At 72.1% G+C, this 14,465-nt stretch carries 12 protein-coding genes; 4 read left to right on the plus strand and 8 right to left on the minus strand.

The genetic code is table 11. The annotated features are described in order from the left end of the window. Positions 1-117: 117 nt before the first annotated feature. The gene (locus tag ACFWYS_RS22475; protein ID WP_384771680.1) at positions 118-378 is read right to left on the minus strand and encodes a hypothetical protein; all 261 of its coding nucleotides are present in this window, start codon (positions 376-378) and stop codon (positions 118-120) included. Between the two features lie 276 nt (positions 379-654). On the opposite strand from ACFWYS_RS22475, the gene ACFWYS_RS22480 reads away from it, so the two are divergent. Next, complete coding sequence (locus ACFWYS_RS22480) at positions 655-1,398, plus strand: PP2C family protein-serine/threonine phosphatase (RefSeq protein WP_384771683.1); 744 nt, start codon at positions 655-657, stop codon at positions 1,396-1,398. Here the strand turns inward: ACFWYS_RS22480 and ACFWYS_RS22485 are convergent, their stop codons facing one another. The 3 genes from ACFWYS_RS22485 to ACFWYS_RS22495 all read right to left on the minus strand — a co-directional run bounded on the left by ACFWYS_RS22485 (position 1,399) and on the right by ACFWYS_RS22495 (position 4,644). Continuing rightward, positions 1,399-2,046, minus strand: coding sequence for a TetR/AcrR family transcriptional regulator (locus tag ACFWYS_RS22485; RefSeq protein ID WP_384772073.1), 648 nt, complete (start codon positions 2,044-2,046; stop codon positions 1,399-1,401). It lies immediately after the preceding gene. A 61-nt stretch (positions 2,047-2,107) separates the two neighbouring features. Then, positions 2,108-3,355 (minus strand): MFS transporter, encoded by a 1,248-nt coding sequence (locus ACFWYS_RS22490; RefSeq protein WP_384771686.1) that lies wholly within the window; start codon positions 3,353-3,355, stop codon positions 2,108-2,110. 176 nt (positions 3,356-3,531) lie between these two features. Further along, positions 3,532-4,644, minus strand: coding sequence for a YbhN family protein (locus ACFWYS_RS22495; RefSeq protein ID WP_384771689.1), 1,113 nt, complete (start codon positions 4,642-4,644; stop codon positions 3,532-3,534). 270 nt (positions 4,645-4,914) lie between these two features. On the opposite strand from ACFWYS_RS22495, the gene ACFWYS_RS22500 reads away from it, so the two are divergent. Continuing rightward, entirely contained in the window at positions 4,915-6,408 is a 1,494-nt protein-coding gene (locus ACFWYS_RS22500) for a glycoside hydrolase family 3 N-terminal domain-containing protein (RefSeq protein ID WP_384771692.1), read from the plus strand. A gap of 59 nt (positions 6,409-6,467) precedes the next feature. Here the strand turns inward: ACFWYS_RS22500 and ACFWYS_RS22505 are convergent, their stop codons facing one another. Then, entirely contained in the window at positions 6,468-7,769 is a 1,302-nt protein-coding gene (locus tag ACFWYS_RS22505; RefSeq protein ID WP_384771694.1) for a glycosyl hydrolase, read from the minus strand. 8 nt (positions 7,770-7,777) lie between these two features. Here ACFWYS_RS22505 and ACFWYS_RS22510 point away from each other — a divergent pair, with 8 nt between their 5' ends. Beyond that, a complete protein-coding gene (locus tag ACFWYS_RS22510) occupies positions 7,778-8,848 on the plus strand; it encodes an N-acetylglucosamine kinase (protein ID WP_384771697.1) in 1,071 nt (356 codons plus the stop codon). Between the two features lie 140 nt (positions 8,849-8,988). Beyond that, entirely contained in the window at positions 8,989-11,175 is a 2,187-nt protein-coding gene (locus tag ACFWYS_RS22515) for a glycoside hydrolase family 3 N-terminal domain-containing protein (RefSeq protein ID WP_384772075.1), read from the plus strand. On the opposite strand, the gene ACFWYS_RS22520 is transcribed toward ACFWYS_RS22515, so the two are convergent. From ACFWYS_RS22520 to ACFWYS_RS22530, 3 genes are read right to left on the minus strand one after another with little or no spacing between them, the layout of a single operon-like run. Continuing rightward, positions 11,139-12,017, minus strand: coding sequence for a carbohydrate ABC transporter permease (locus ACFWYS_RS22520; RefSeq protein WP_384771700.1), 879 nt, complete (start codon positions 12,015-12,017; stop codon positions 11,139-11,141). The two genes, ACFWYS_RS22515 and ACFWYS_RS22520, sit on opposite strands and share 37 nt — an antisense overlap. Beyond that, positions 12,014-13,054 carry a carbohydrate ABC transporter permease gene (locus tag ACFWYS_RS22525; RefSeq protein ID WP_384771702.1) on the minus strand — a complete coding sequence of 347 codons (1,041 nt, stop codon included), beginning with the start codon at positions 13,052-13,054 and terminating at the stop codon, positions 12,014-12,016. The genes ACFWYS_RS22520 and ACFWYS_RS22525 overlap by 4 nt, the downstream gene beginning before the upstream one ends. Before the next feature lie 2 nt (positions 13,055-13,056). Continuing rightward, positions 13,057-14,427 carry an extracellular solute-binding protein gene (locus ACFWYS_RS22530; RefSeq protein WP_384771705.1) on the minus strand — a complete coding sequence of 457 codons (1,371 nt, stop codon included), beginning with the start codon at positions 14,425-14,427 and terminating at the stop codon, positions 13,057-13,059. Positions 14,428-14,465: the final 38 nt, after the last annotated feature.

Below are 14,465 nucleotides of genomic sequence, written 5' to 3' on the forward strand. Positions count from 1 at the left end.
TTTAAACACCCCCCCCCCCACCCCCGCCTGTATTTGCGTGTCACCCTCTAACCCCCGGGCGGGCGGGGGGGGGGGGGGGGGCCCCCCCCCCCCCCCCGGCTCAACGCGGGTTGTTTCTCACTTGTCCGTGGTGATCCGCCGCGGCAGACCGGGGCCGCACACCGAGTCGCAGGACTCTTCGGCGGCTGTCTCCCTTCCGGCGGGCCGACCGCTGTGCTGTCCGCGAAGGAGCGCGCTGCCCCTGGCGGGCGGGGGCACGAGCTGGTACTCCCGGCCCAGCGCGTCGGCCTGGGTGTTTCCGTAGACCGTCACCTCTCCGCCGGACCAGCGGACGAAGAGGTCGTCCTCCCACAGATTGCCGCCGAACTCGCCGGGCACAAGGACACGGGAGTGGGTCCACGCCCTTGCGGAATTCGCTCGACCGGCTGGTCAACCAGGCGGCATCGCCCGCCAGCAGCCCGAACCGATCACCGCTTGCCTGGTGCGCATGGCCAGGCGAACTCGGCGCTTGGGACGCTCGCGCTCCAAGGCTGGCCGTCCTTCTGTGCGGAGGAGGCGCGGCCAGGGGTGATCCCGGCCGCGCCGGCACGTGGGATGCGGGTGGGATGCGGGTGTTCCTAGACTCGTAGGGGGGCCGGAAGGCGGTGGCGCCTCGTGCCGTATGTCGCGGTGAGTTCGATCAGTCATCCCGGGCTGCTGCGGGAGCGGAACGAGGACAGCCTCGTCGTCGGGCCGTGGACCCTGTGCGGCACGGTGACCGAGAATCCGCAGACCCTGGTCTTCCCACTCGGCACCCCGCTCGTCGTGGCCGTCGCCGACGGGCTCGGCGGGCATCCCGGCGGTGATGTGGCCAGCTCTCTGGTCGCCCGGAATCTCGCCGCGCTGGGCCCTGCCCTGACCAGCGAGGTCGCCGTCCGCGATGCCGTGAACGCCTGCAACCGTGCCGTGTACCAGGCGGCGGGAGGCGACGAGGAGACCCCGCTCACCGCCATGGGGACCACCGTCGCCGGTGTGGTCGTACAGCCCGAATCGATGCTCGTGTTCAACGTGGGCGACAGCCAGGTCTTCGTGGCCGGCGGCGACGGGCTGAGCCAGGTGAGCGTCGACGACAATCCGCCCCATCCGCCCGGCCGGACCACCTCCCTGGTCACCCAGTGCCTGGGCGGCTCACCCACCTACCGTGCCGTCCATCCCCATGTGACGTCCCGGTCCCTGGCGCCCGGCGAGCGTTACCTCATCTGCTCGGACGGTCTGACGGACCCGCTGACCACGGACGTACTGGACGAGATCCTGAGCGAGCACGACGACGGGCGGGCGGCCTTCGAGCTGTGGAAGGCCGCGATCGAGGCGGGCGGGCCGGACAACATCACGGTGGCGGTGGTGCGGGTCGGGGAGTGATCAGATCTCGGGTGACGGCTCGTGGGCGAGGGCCAGTACGAGCCGGGCCGTGGAGTCGATGAGCTCTCTGTCGATGGGTGTGCCGGACACGAGCACCCGGTAGTAGAGCGGGCCGAGGAGCAGGTCGACGAGGTGGTCGAGGGTCCGGTCGTCGATGACGGGTCCGTGATCGCGGGCGAGGAGCTCGCGCAGGCCGGTCGTGTCGCGTTCGCGTTGTTCCTTGAGGAAGCCGTCCCGCAGGGACGTGGCGGTGTCGCTCTCCAGTTGGGCGTGGCCGAGCAGTGCCTGGAGCACCTGGCCGGCCGGCTCCTCGAAGAAGTCGGCCACGCGCCGCAGATGGGCGACGAGGTTCTCCTCGGCGCTCACGGTCCCGTCCGTCCGCCACCGCAGGGCCTCACGGGCGTCGTCGATGAGGGTGTCCAGAAGGATGTCGACCTTCGACTTCCACCAGCGGTAGATCGTCTGCTTGGCCACGCCCGCGCGCTGGGCGATGCCCTCGATGGTCAGACCGGCGAACCCCCGCTCCACGAGGAGGTCGTCCGCGGCGTGCAGTACCGCCAGCCGGACACTCTCGCTGCGGCGCGGGCCGGTTCGGCTGATGACCTCGGTCTGTTCACAGGCCGGTCGTGGCTTACGCGTGGCGCTGATGGTCCCGTCAACCTCTCGACTCGTACGGCTGCTGAGGATTCTGGCACAGGGGCGGGATCGGTCAGGCGGCCCTCTTGCCGGTGCGCACCAGGCTGAGCAGGACACCGAGGGAGAGTACGGCGACGACCGCGCTGAACGTCTCGCCCGCGGGGCGCAGGCTGGTCTCGCGGATCAGGACGCCCACGCCGATCGCGGGAACCGCCAGCATCGCGTACAGGATCGCGAAGAAGGTGGACACCGACGCGCCCCGGTGCTGGGGAGCGCTGCGCGTGGTGATGCCGCCGATGCCGTGGCCCACGGCGATTCCCGTCGCGAGGCCGTTCACCGCGGCACCGGTCAGCAGGGGTGCCAGGGTGCCGGTGGCCATCGACGTGGCGATCAGGCCGGCGGCGACGATCAGGCCCAGACAGGCCGCGGGCAGGGCGGTGACCGGCTTGAGGGTGCGCACCAGGAGCTGGCCGAACGCGGTGCAGGCGAAGGCGATGAAGACCACGAGGCCGGTCAGCGCATGACTGGTTTCGTTGAGCACGGTGCCGAGGAACAGGCCGGTCACGGCGGTCAGCACGCCGAGCACCGCGAAGCCCGAACCGGCCGCCATGGCGGAGCGCAGGAAGTCCGAGCGGATCTCGCCCGGCACGTGCAGCGGCTGGAACCGCAGGGAGAAGCCGGACCGGTGCGCGGAGCTCTCCCCGTTCACCATGACCCCGAGCATGCCGATGGCGGCCAGGACGAGCATGACGACCCACGGTGTGCGCAGCGGGGACGGGGCGACGTCGGCCAGGACGCCGGCCAGCAGCGTGCCGCACGCCAGGCCGCCCATGTTGGCGAACAGCGCCAGGGTGGCGGGCCTCACGCGGGCGCCGGGCCCCAGCCGTTCGGCGAGCGACGCGGTGGCCGCGCCGGTCACCAGGGCCGCGGAGAAGCCGGAGATGACCCGGGCGACGAGCATGGCCCCGACGTTCTCGGCGACCAGGAAGACGGCCGCGGCGCACACGGACAGCAGCGTCGCCGCGATGAGCACCGGGCGACGCCCCACCTGGTCCGACAGCGGCCCGAAGAGCAGCAGTCCGAGGACGACGCCGAGCGCGTAGACGGCGAAGACGACCGTCACGGTGAAGGGCATGAAGCCGAACCGCTCGCCGTAGAGCGGGTAGAGGGGGGTCGGGGCCGTGGTGCCGGCCATGGTGATCCATAAGGCGAAGGCCACGCTGAACACGGCGAGTCCGCCGCCCTTCCGCTTCTCCGGTGCGTTGGTTCGGGCCGCGGAGTCCATGGAGTCCGTGGAGTCCGTGGGGCCTGTGGAGTCCATGGGCCGGACGGTGGGGTTGCCCACTGCTGTGGCCTCTCGTGAGTCGGTGCGGGTTGAGCGACGCGCGAGCGAGACAAGACTCACCGTTGCGTCTATTTAATAGACTAGACGAGTCGTCGCGTCTATTCAACGGCCGCGTTGGCGGGAGAGGCCGGGGACGCGCGTGAAGGTCCCGGTCAGAGGATCTTGCGCTGAACCATGATCGACAGTACGAGTGCGCCCGGCAGCAGCGGGACCCAGACCGTGAGGATGCGGTGGCCGATGACCGTGGCCGCGGCCAGGCCCATCGGGGCGCCGAAGGTGACCATCATGAAGACCAGGGCCGCGTCCACGGGGCCGATACCGCCGGGCGCGGGCACGGCGCCCACGGCGGTGCTGGCGAGCAGCAGGGCCAGCGTCACCTGCGTCCAGGACAGCGGCAGACCGAGCGCGAAACCGACCGAGGCGATCACGCTCGCCTGGAGCAGCGGCGTGGCCGCGGCGCCGCCCCACAGGGCGAGGACGCGGCTGGGCCGGGTGTGCAGGATCCGGGCGTCGGTCAGCGCGGTGCGGACGAAGCCGAGCAGGGGGCGGCGCAGCGGCCGTACGGTCGTCACGAGTACGGCCGCCGTCGCGAGGGCCGCCGTCACGCCGCCGGCCACCAGGAGCGACGTCCGCCGGTCGGGGACGAGTTCGCCCAGGTGCAGCAGCTCGGGGAAGGCCACGAGGAAGCCGAGCAGTACGGCCGTCTTCGCGACCGGCTTGGCCAGCGAGTACAGGGCGAGTGAGGCGGTGCCCCGGGCCAGGGGTATGCCCTGGCCCTGGAGGAAGCGCAGGGTGACGGCGTGGGCGCCGATGGACGCCGGCAGCACGTGATTGGCGGCGCCCGCCGCGAACTGCGACGCGAGCAGCAGGCCCGGCGGCAGCCGCTCCGGTATCGAACCCTGGCGCACCACGGCGGCGACGACCCAGCCCATACATGTGAAGAACAGACCGGCCAGCACCCACCAGGGGTCGGCGGACACAAGCCGGGCGGCCCCGTCGCGCACGGTGTGCCAGTCGGCCGCCGCCCACGCCCCGATCAGGAGGAGCGGGAGCAGGGTGAGTGCGTGGCGGGCGAGATGGGCGGGGGAGAAGGGGGAGGGGGAGGGGGTGGGTGTGGTGGGGGCCTCGGCGGCGGCGGGGAGGGCCGAGGCGGGGGGAGTGGAGGAGATGGGGCTGGTGGGGCGAGCGGTGGTGGCCGGGATGGCCGGGGCGGGGCGCGTGGGCAGCGGTCCGGGGAGATCGCTGAGCGGGAGCGAGGAGGACACGGCGCGGTCGTCCTTCCGCGTCGCACCCACGCTGACGCGGGCGGACGGCTAGAGGGCGAGGGCAGGAGGGGACGACGGCAACGTGCCCGCCCGGTGTGACGCGACGGTGTCCGGGAACCGACGGGGCGTCGGCGGATGAGCGACGCGACCGGGGGATGTCACTCCGTTGTGTGAAGGGAGGGGTGCGTGATGGTGCTGGGGTGCGGGCTGCTGAATCAGCCAGCCATCGGATGGTTGACTTTCGGCTTACCCAGCCAGAGCATTGTCGAGGTGAGCCCTTTCGAACACGAGCACGTCCCCCTCCGATCGGCCGCCGCACTCCCCGCCGACCTGGACGAAGCCGCCCACCGCTGTCTCGTCGCCGGGTTCGACGGGGTCGCGAGCGTGCCGGACACCCTCAAGGAGCTCATCGACCGCGGCCTCGGCGGCGTCATCCTCTTCACCCGCAACATCCGCGACGCACACCAGGTGCGCCACCTCACCGACGAACTGCGGGCCATACGCCCCGACCTCCTCGTCGCCATCGACAACGAGGGCGGCGGCATCGGCCACCTGGTGAGCGCCGGCGCCCCCGAGGTCCCCGGCTCCTACGCCCTCGGCGTCGCCGACGACCCGAACCTCACCGCCCGCTGTGCCGACGCGCTCGCCGGACACCTGGCCCGCCTCGGCATCACCGCCTCCTACGCCCCCGTCGCCGACCTCCAGCACCGGCCGGACAACCCGATCGTGCGCACCCGTTCCTTCGGCGCCGGCCCCGCACTCGCCGCCCGCCATCTGCGCGCCTGGATCACCGCCACCGAGGCCCGCGGCATAGCCTCCTGCGCCAAGCACTTCCCCGGCCACGGCGGCACCGTCACCGACAGCCACCACGGCCTGGCCGTCGACCCGCGGCCGTACGACGAACTCCGCGTCGACCTCGAACCGTTCCGTGCGGCCGTCGCCGCGGGTGTGCCGATGCTGATGAGCGCCCATGTCGTGTTCCCGGCGTTCGACCCCAACCGGCCCGCCACGCTCAGCCGCCGCATCCTGGGCGATCTGCTCCGCCACGACCTCGGCTTCGACGGCGTCCTCGTCAGCGACGCGCTGGAGATGAAGGCCATCGCAGACGCGTACGGCGAGGCGGCCGGCGCGCGCATCGCCCTCGCCGCCGGGGCCGACCAGGTCATCGTCGCCGTGGCGGATCCGGACGTCACGCTGGCCTGCCGGGACGCGGTGCTCGACGCGCTGCGGACCGGCGTGCTCGCCCCGGAACGCGTCGAGGAGGCCGCCGGCCGGGTGCGACGGCTCGCCGAGCGCTATGCCACCCCGCCCGGCGAGGTCGCCGACTGGGACGCCGGGGCCGGTCTCGCGGCCGCGCGGCGCGCCGTACGCGGCCGGGGCGTACCGCCCGCCGTGCGCGGCGCCCATGTCGTCGACCTCTTCCCGCCGCCGCACCCCGCGCTCAACTGGGGCGGCGAGGACCTGCTGACCGAGGTACGCGCCGTCGACCCCACGGCCACCGGCACGGCGGTCACGGGTGAGTGCGCCGACCCGGACGCCCTCGTAGAGGGCATCGTGCGCCACTGCGGAGCCGCTCCACTGGTCGTCGCCACCTGCGACGCCGGGCTGCACCCCTGGCAACTGCGGTTGCGGGACGCCCTGTTGGACCGCCGACCGGACGCGGTACGGGTGGACACGGGGCTGCCGGAAGGCGGCGCGCTGTGCTCCTACGGGCGGGGGCGGGTGAACCTGCGGGCGGTGGCCGAGGTGCTGGCGGGGGTCTGACGGGCGTCCGGCCCTCAGTGCTCAGGTCGGCCCGCGGCGCTCAGGCCGGTCGCAAGTGCTCAAGTCGGTCGTACGACCTCCCTGATGCCCCGCGCCGCCAGGTGTTCCGTGTCCTCTGCCCGGGCGGCCAGGACCACCGCCGGGCGTACCCCTTCCGTCCGCAGCCGCATCCACGACTCGAAGTACGCCCCGCCGGGGCCGGACACCGAGCGCGTGCCCGGCTCGCAGTCCAGCACCAGGGCGATGTCGCGCGGCGGCGCGCCCACAGGGGCCCGGCGCAGTTCGGCGATGGTCTCGGCGAGGGCTTTCGCGATCGGCTTCGGGTGGCCGGACGAGTCGAACAGGCCCAGTGTGTATTCCAGTTCCGGGAAGTCGGACAGTGAGCGGTCCACGTCGTGGGAGCACCACCAGGTCACGCCCCACAGCCCCGCGCACTCGGCGGCGTTCCGTACGGTGGCGCGCGCGAAGTCCGGTGCGTCGGCGGCCGGGATGTGCGGCTGCGGCGCGCCCGTCTCCTGGACCCAGACCGGACGTGCCGGGTCGGTCGCGTAGGCCTTGGCCAGCTCGGTGCCGTACTCGGCGAGATGGCGGACGTGCGGGGAGCGGGGGCCGTAGCGGCGGGCGCAGTCGCCGGAGAACACCCACGGGTGGACGGTGGTCAGGTCGCCCTTGCGGGCGGAGGCCTCGGGAGTGAAGGGGTGGTCGTCGCCGTACCAGGCGGCGTCGTACGCGGAGTGCGTGACCAGGCCGCCGCCGTCGCCGAGTCCGTCCCGGGCGGCGGCCAGCAGGGTGTCGAGATAGTGGTCGACCTCGTCCGCCGTCACCGGGTTGTGCTCGACCAGGTTGTTGAGCTCGTTGCCGAGCTGGAGGCCGATGAGGTGGGGGCGGCCCGCGAGGGCGTGGCCGAGAGTGCGCAGGAGGGTGGCCTGGGCCTCGATGGCCTCGGGGTCGGTGAACACGTTGCGGTGGTGCCAGCTGCGCGTCCACTCCGGGTAGAAGTCGAAGCTCGACAGATGGCCTTGTACGGCGTCCACCATCACGTCGAGACCGGCCTCGCCGGCCAGGTCGACCAGATGCGTCAGGTCGTCCACTGCCGTGGGGCGGATCAGGGTGCGGTTGGGCTGGAGCAGCGGCCACAGGGGGAAGACGCGGACGTGGTCGAGGCCGAGTGCGGCTATCGCGTCGAGGTCCGCACGCGCGCGTGCCGGGTCGAAGTCGTGCCAGGAGTGGAACCACCCGTGGCGGGGCGTGTAGTTGACGCCGAAGCGGAGCGTGTGGATGGGATCCTCCCCGAGTCCTGACCGTCCTGCCGTCCTGTCCGTGTTCCTGGCCTTGTACCCAGCGAATGTATCAACCACCATGGTCGATGATGAATAGTGATTTGAACCAGACCTCGTACGTCGTCGGCCTCGACGCCGGCGGCACCCGCACGCGCGCCGTCCTGGCGCCCGTGGGCGAGGGCGAGCCGGAGAGTGAGGGCGTCTCCGGACCCGGCAACGCGTTGACCGTCCCCGGCACGCAACTCACCGAGCATCTCGCCGAGGCCCTCGCCCGCGCCGTGCCGGAGGCGCTGCGCGGCCGGGTCGTGGCGGTGGCGGGCGGGTTCGCCGGTGCCTCACGTACCGCTCCGGACGAGCCGGGCCGCGTCAGGGCGCATGCCGCGCTCACCATCGCCCTGCGGCGGCTCGGCATCGACGCCGCCGAGGTCGAGGTCCACAGCGACATCGAGGCCGCGTTCGCCTCGGCGCCCGGGCATCCCGCCGACGGGCTCGCCCTGGTGGCCGGCACCGGCGCGGTCGCGGCACGCGTCACCGCACGCGCGTGCACCACGACAGCGGGCGGGGACGGCTGGCTGCTCGGCGACGACGGCGGCGGCTTCTGGATCGGGCGCGAGGCGGTGCGGGTGGCGCTGCGCATGGCGGACGGGCGGGGCGGGCCGACGGCGCTGGGCGCCTCGGTGGGGCGGGCGCTGGGGGTGCCGGAGGACGTGCTGCCGCCGGGTGCTCCGGGCCCGTACGACACCGCGTCCTGGACCCGGGCCCGGCACGAGGCCTACCGCATGCACCTGCTCCCCGCCGTCATGGACCGGCCGCCGGTCCAACTGGCCGAACTGGCACCGCTCGTCGCGGAGGCCGCCGCCCACAAGGACGCCGTGGCCGAGGGAATCCTCGAAGCGGCGGCCGGCCATCTGTCCGGCCTCGTCCGCGCTCTCGAACCCCGGCCCGGGGAGCGGATCGTCGCGACCGGCGGCCTGCTCGGCCCGGACGGACCGCTGACCGGCCCCCTCTCCGCCCGGACGCGGCCGCTCGGCCTCACCCTCGACTGGGTCCCCGACGGCTCCAGGGGTGCCGTCGCCCTCGCCCGCCTGGGATACGACATGGGGCACGAGGTGAGACCCGACGTGGGACACGACGGACACTCCGCGGGACACGACGGATGACCGGCTCCGCCGCCCAGCGGCACCGCACCGACGTCCCGCACACCGCGCAAACCCCGCCCACCCCGCAACCCCCACGCACCCCGCTCCACCGCGACCCCACCGCCCCCGTCGACACCCGCGTCCGCGACCTGCTCTCCCGTATGACCCTGCGCGAGAAGGTCGGCCAGCTCAACCAGCGGATGTACGGCTGGAACGCCTACCGCCGCACCCCCGACGGCGGCTTGGAACTCACCGACGCCCTGTACGCCGAGACCGACCGCTTCGAGGGACTCGGCGCCCTCTACGGCCTCCAGCGCGCCGACGCCTGGTCCGGCGTCGAGCACGGCGAGGGACCCGGTGCCGAGGACGGCGCGGCCCTCGCCGAGCTGGTGCAGCGGCATGTCGTCGAGCGCAGCCGGCTCGGGATCCCCGCGCTGTTCGTCGAGGAGGTGCCGCACGGACTGATGGCCCTCGACGGCACGGTCCTCCCGGTCAATCTGGCCGTCGGCGCCACCTGGGACCCGGCGCTGTACGAGCGCGCCGCCGCCCACGCCGCCGCCGAACTACGCGCCCGGGGTGGGCATGTCGCCCTGGTCTCGGCGCTGGACATCGCCCGTGACCCGCGCTGGGGCCGCACCGAGGAGTGCTTCGGCGAGGACCCGTACCTGGCGGCCCGCCTCACGGAGGCCGTCGTACGCGGCATGCAGGGTGAGCCCGGCACAGGCGCGCCCGGCGAGCACTTCGCCGCCGACAAGGCCGCCGTGGTCCTCAAGCACTTCGCCGGTCAGGGCGCCACCGTCGGCGGCCGGAACTCCGCCGAGTCCGAACTGGGGCTCCGGGAACTGCACGAGATCCACCTCCCCGCCGCCCGGGCCGGCATCCGCGCCGGGGCCGCCGCCGTCATGGCCGCGTACAACCAGGTCGACGGCCTGCCCTGCGCCGGCAACCGCGCCCTGCTCACCGAACTCCTCAGGGAACGCTGGGGGTTCGAGGGCCTCGTCATGGCGGACGGACTCGCCGTGGACCGGCTGGCCCGGATCACCGGCGACAAGGTGTCGGCGGGCGCGCTCGCGCTCGACGCCGGTGTCGATCTGAGCCTCTGGGACGAGGGCTTCACCCGTCTGGAAGAGGCGGTCGAGCGAGGGCTGGTGGCCGAGGAGGCCGTGGACGCCGCCGTCGCCCGCGTCCTGCGGCTCAAGTTCCGGCTGGGGCTGTTCGACCGGCGGCAGGGCGACCCGACCTCGCCCCCGACCGGCGGCAGGGACCTGAGCACAGCCCTCGCCCGCGCCGCCGTCACGCTGCTCCGCAACGACGACGTACTTCCGGTACCGGACTCCGTCTCCCGTATCGCCGTACTGGGACCCCAATCGGCCACCGCCGCCCACCAGTTGGGCGACTACACCGCCCCGCAACCTCCGGGCACGGGCACCGGCGTCCTCGACGCCCTGCGCACCCTCGCCCCGCCCGGCGTCGACATCCGCCACACCCTCGGATGCGCCCTCACCGGCGACGACCTCTCCGGCATCCCCGCCGCGGTCGCCGCGGCCGCCGCCTCCGACCTGGCCGTGCTCGTGCTGGGCGGCAGCAGTGCCCGTACGCCCGACACGGAGTTCGACGCCAACGGCGCCGCACGGACCGGCGTCTCCCACATGACCTGCGGCGAGGGCGCCGACCTGTCCGGGCTGGGGCTGGGCCGCGCCCAGTACGCGCTGCTGGACGCCGTGATCGCCACGGGCACGCCGACGGCGGTCGTCCTGGTCCAGGGCCGCCCACACGTCGTGCCCGACACCGCGGGCGCCCTGCTCACCGCCTGGTACCCCGGCCCGTGGGGCGGCGAGGCGATCGCCGAGGTACTGCTCGGGCTGCGGGAGCCGCTGGGCCGCCTCCCGCTGTCCGTGCCGCGCTCCGCCGCCCAGCTCCCCGTCCACTACAACCACAAGGACATCGAGTACGGCGGCTACGTGGACGAGAGTGCCGAGCCGCGGTACTCCTTCGGGCACGGGCTGTCGTACACGAGTTTCGCCTACGGCCCACCGCGGCTGTCCGGGCTCGCGGTCGAGGCCGACATCACCAACACCGGTCGGCGGCACGGCCGTTCGGTCGCCCAGCTCTATCTGCGCCGACTGCGGACACCCGTCTGGCCGCGCACCCTCGAACTGTGCGGATTCCAGGCCGTCGAGCTGGCGCCGGGCGAGACCCGCACGGTCACGTTCCCGCTCGGCGCCGACGAGGAGGCCGCCGTCCCGCCCGGCACGGTGGTCGAGTTCCGGGTCGCCGAGTCGGCGCGGGCGGCGCTGGCCGCCGTACCGACTCAGAGCTTCACGGCCCCCGACGAGACCCCCTTGTAGAACCACCGCTGAGTGATCACGAACAGCACCAGCACCGGGACCACGGAGATCACCGAGCCCGCCATCACCAGCCGTTGGTCGTAGCCGAACGAGGACGTCTGCAGCCGGGCCAGGCCCAGTGTCAGCGTGAAGTGCTCCTCGGAGCGAAGCACGATCAGCGGCCAGAGGAAGTCGTCCCAGGCGCTGATGAAGGTGTTGATGGTGACGACCAGGATCGCGCCGTAGGCCGACGGCAGGTACAGATGGCGGAACCGCTTCCACTCGCCCGCGCCGTCCAGCATCGCCGCGTCCTCGATCTCGCGCGGGACGGCGAGGAACGCGGCCCGCATGATGAGGACGTTGATCGCGGCGACGAAGCCGGGCAGCCAGACGCCCACCAGGTTGTCGACCAGGCCCATGTCCCGGACGCTCAGGAACAGCGACACCATGATCGACTCGAAGGGGAACATCATGGACGCCATCAGCAGCACCCAGACCAGCTTTCGGCCCTTCCAGCCCGGCTTGGAGAGCATGTAGCCCGCCATGGTGGAGAAGACGAGCTGGCTGGTGATGGAGATGACCGCGACGAACAAGCTGTTCCTGATGTACGTCCACACCGGGACCTGGGCGAACACCTCGCGGTAGGCCCGCAGGGTGGGGTGACGGGGTATCAGGGAGGCGCCCGCGCCGAAGACGTCCTCGCCCGCGCCCTTCAGGGACGACAGCACCTGCCAGAGCAGCGGGCCGACCGTGATGAACAGGACGAAGACCAACAGCAGGTAGCGGACGAGGAGTTCGCGGGGGCGGCCGTAGTCGCGCCAGCGGGGCATCAGGCGCCTGCGCCCCCGCACAGCCGTGGTCATGCCTCGTCCTCCTTCGTCAGGCGCTGGGCGAGCAGCGTCAGGCCCAGGGTGAGCGCGAACAGGGCGACGCTGACCGCCGCGCCGTAGCCGGCGTTGCCGGTGAGCGGGTCGAGGCCGACGTCGCGGATGTAGAAGGGGAGCGTGCGGTCGGCGCCGCCGGGGCCGCCGGTGGAGCCGCCGAGCATGTAGATCTCGGTGAAGACGCGCAGCGAGCCGATGCCGGTGAGGGTGCCGACCAGCATCATCGAGGTACGGACGCCGGGGACCGTGACATGCCAGAAGCGGCGGATCGCGCCCGCGCCGTCCACGGCCGCCGCCTCGTGGAGTTCCCTGGGCACGTTCCCGAGCGCGGCCAGGTAGAAGATCATGTACCAGCCGAGGCCCTTCCACAGCGTCAGGCCCATCGCCGACAGCAGGATCAGCCAGGAGTCGGACAGGAAGGGGACGGCCTCGCGGATCAGGTGCGCCTTCTGCAGCCAGGTGTTGACCAGCCCCTGGTCGCTCAGCAGCCACTGCCAGCTCAGGCCCACGACCACGGACGAGGCGAGGACCGGGGTGTAGAAGGCGGAGCGGAAGAAGCCGATGCCCGGGAGGTTCTTCTCCACCAGGACCGCGAGCAGCAGCGGCAGCAGCACCATCAGCGGGACCACGATCAGCGCGTACAGCAGGCTGTTGCGGGTGGCCAGCCAGAAGTCCGGATCCCCCAGCATCCGGGTGTAGTTGTCCAGACCCACCACGTCGTACGCGCCGCCGAGCGGCTTGGCGTCGGTGAAGGACACCAGGATCGTGTTGAGGAACGGGAACACCCCGAAGACGGTCGTGCCGACGATCGCCGGGAGCATCCACAGCCACGGCAGCCACCAGCGGCGGTACAGCGCCGCGCCCCCCGCGTCCACCGACGGGCCGGGTGTGACGGCGCGCAGGGCACGGCGCAGCGGCCCGGGCGCAGGGGGCGTGGGGGATACGCCGGGGCGCGGGGCGCCCGCCCCCGGGGGAGCGGGAACGGGCGCCTTGGCCGGTACGGTGCGCTGAGCCATCGTCAGCTGCCCTGCTCGATCAGCTCGTTGGCCTTGGACTGGGCTTCCTTCAGCGCGTCCCCTGCGCTCTTCTTGCCCTGCATCGCGAGCTGGATCTGAGCCGCGATGGCGTTCAACTTGCCCGGTGTGAGGGAGATTTCGTCCGCCGTGGCGGTCTGCCGGTCACCGGCGACGATCTTGCGGGCCTCGGCGAACGGGTCGCTGCCCTGCGCGGACTGGAAGAAGGGGTCCTTCAGCGACGCTGTCGTCGACGGGAAGATGACGACGTTCGGGTCCTTCGCCCACGCCAGCTGGTTCTCCGCGTTGGTCAGGAACTGGGCGAAGGCGAGCGCGGTGGACGCGTTCTTGCTGGTGGAGGCGACACCGACGTACTGCGGGGCGCCGACGGTGTGGCCGAGGTCGTCCAGCATGTAGCGGGCGACGCCCGTCTTCTCGTAGATGGACGGGTTGTTCTGCTGGATGAAGCGCAGGTAGTTGGGGTTGGTCGAGCCGTAGACCAGCTTGCCCTGGCCGTAGACGGTGGAGGAGTCCTGCGTGGAGGAGAGCGAGTCCCTCGGCATGGCCCCGGCCTTGTAGAGCCTGGTCATGCCGTCGACCCACCGCACGGTCCGCGGGTCGTCGGCGAAGGTGAACTTCTTGCCGTCGGCGGAGAGGACGCTGATGCCCATCTGCTGCCAGTCGGCCGGGATGCGCAGCTGCGGGTTGGCCAGGAAGGCGTAGTACTTGCCGTCGGACGCCTTGGCGATCTTCTCGGCGTCGGCGAACAGACCGAGGACGGACGTCGGAGGTTTCGCCGGATCCAGGCCCGCCTTCGTCAGCAACTCGGTGTTGAAGGTCTGCACGATGCCGCCGGAGTACCAGGGCAGCACGCTGTGCACCTTGGTGCCGTCGGCCTCGGCGTAGGTGCTCGACTTCCACATAGCCTCGGTGAACGGCTTGCCCGCGTCCGGCGCCTTCTTGTCGAGGTTGAGCAGATAGCCGTTCTTGGTCAGTGCCACCGCCGTGTTCACGTTGATGTTGACCACGTCCGGCAGCGTGCAGCCCTGAGCGTCGGCGACCAGGCGCTGGGTGAAGGTGGCGTCGCCGGGGTCGTCGATCCACTTGACCTTCGTGTCCGGGTGCTCCTTCTCGAAGGCGGAGATGACGCCGTTGAAGTAGTCGCCGAAGTCTTTCTTCAGGTTCGTCGTCTGGAAGGTGATGTCGCCCTTGACGTCCCCGGAGAGCGCGCCGGACCCGACGTTGGCCTTGTCGACCTTGCAGCCGCCGGCCGTGGCGTCGCCGTCGTCGGATCCGCCGGACAGGCCGCAGCCGGCGGCCGTGAGCGTCAGAAGGACAAGGCAGGTCAGAGTTCCGGTCAGTCGTCTCGCACGCATGTGTACCCTCCTGCAACCTGCCGATGGCGGTTCAATTA

Source organism: Streptomyces sp. NPDC059010, assembly GCF_042740355.1.
In the GTDB taxonomy this organism is placed as follows: domain Bacteria; phylum Actinomycetota; class Actinomycetes; order Streptomycetales; family Streptomycetaceae; genus Streptomyces.

What these genes read in the sequence shown, in the direction of transcription:
- ACFWYS_RS22525 (WP_384771702.1), bottom strand. Translation starts at nt 13,054, where the DNA reads ATGGCTCAGCGCACCGTACCGGCCAAGGCGCCCGTTCCCGCTCCCCCG.
- ACFWYS_RS22530 (WP_384771705.1), bottom strand. Translation starts at nt 14,427, where the DNA reads ATGCGTGCGAGACGACTGACCGGAACTCTGACCTGCCTTGTCCTTCTG.
- ACFWYS_RS22520 (WP_384771700.1), bottom strand. Translation starts at nt 12,017, where the DNA reads ATGACCACGGCTGTGCGGGGGCGCAGGCGCCTGATGCCCCGCTGGCGC.
- ACFWYS_RS22505 (WP_384771694.1), bottom strand. Translation starts at nt 7,769, where the DNA reads ATGGTGGTTGATACATTCGCTGGGTACAAGGCCAGGAACACGGACAGG.
- ACFWYS_RS22490 (WP_384771686.1), bottom strand. Translation starts at nt 3,355, where the DNA reads ATGGACTCCACAGGCCCCACGGACTCCACGGACTCCATGGACTCCGCG.
- ACFWYS_RS22515 (WP_384772075.1), top strand. Translation starts at nt 8,989, where the DNA reads ATGACCCTGCGCGAGAAGGTCGGCCAGCTCAACCAGCGGATGTACGGC.
- ACFWYS_RS22510 (WP_384771697.1), top strand. Translation starts at nt 7,778, where the DNA reads ATGAATAGTGATTTGAACCAGACCTCGTACGTCGTCGGCCTCGACGCC.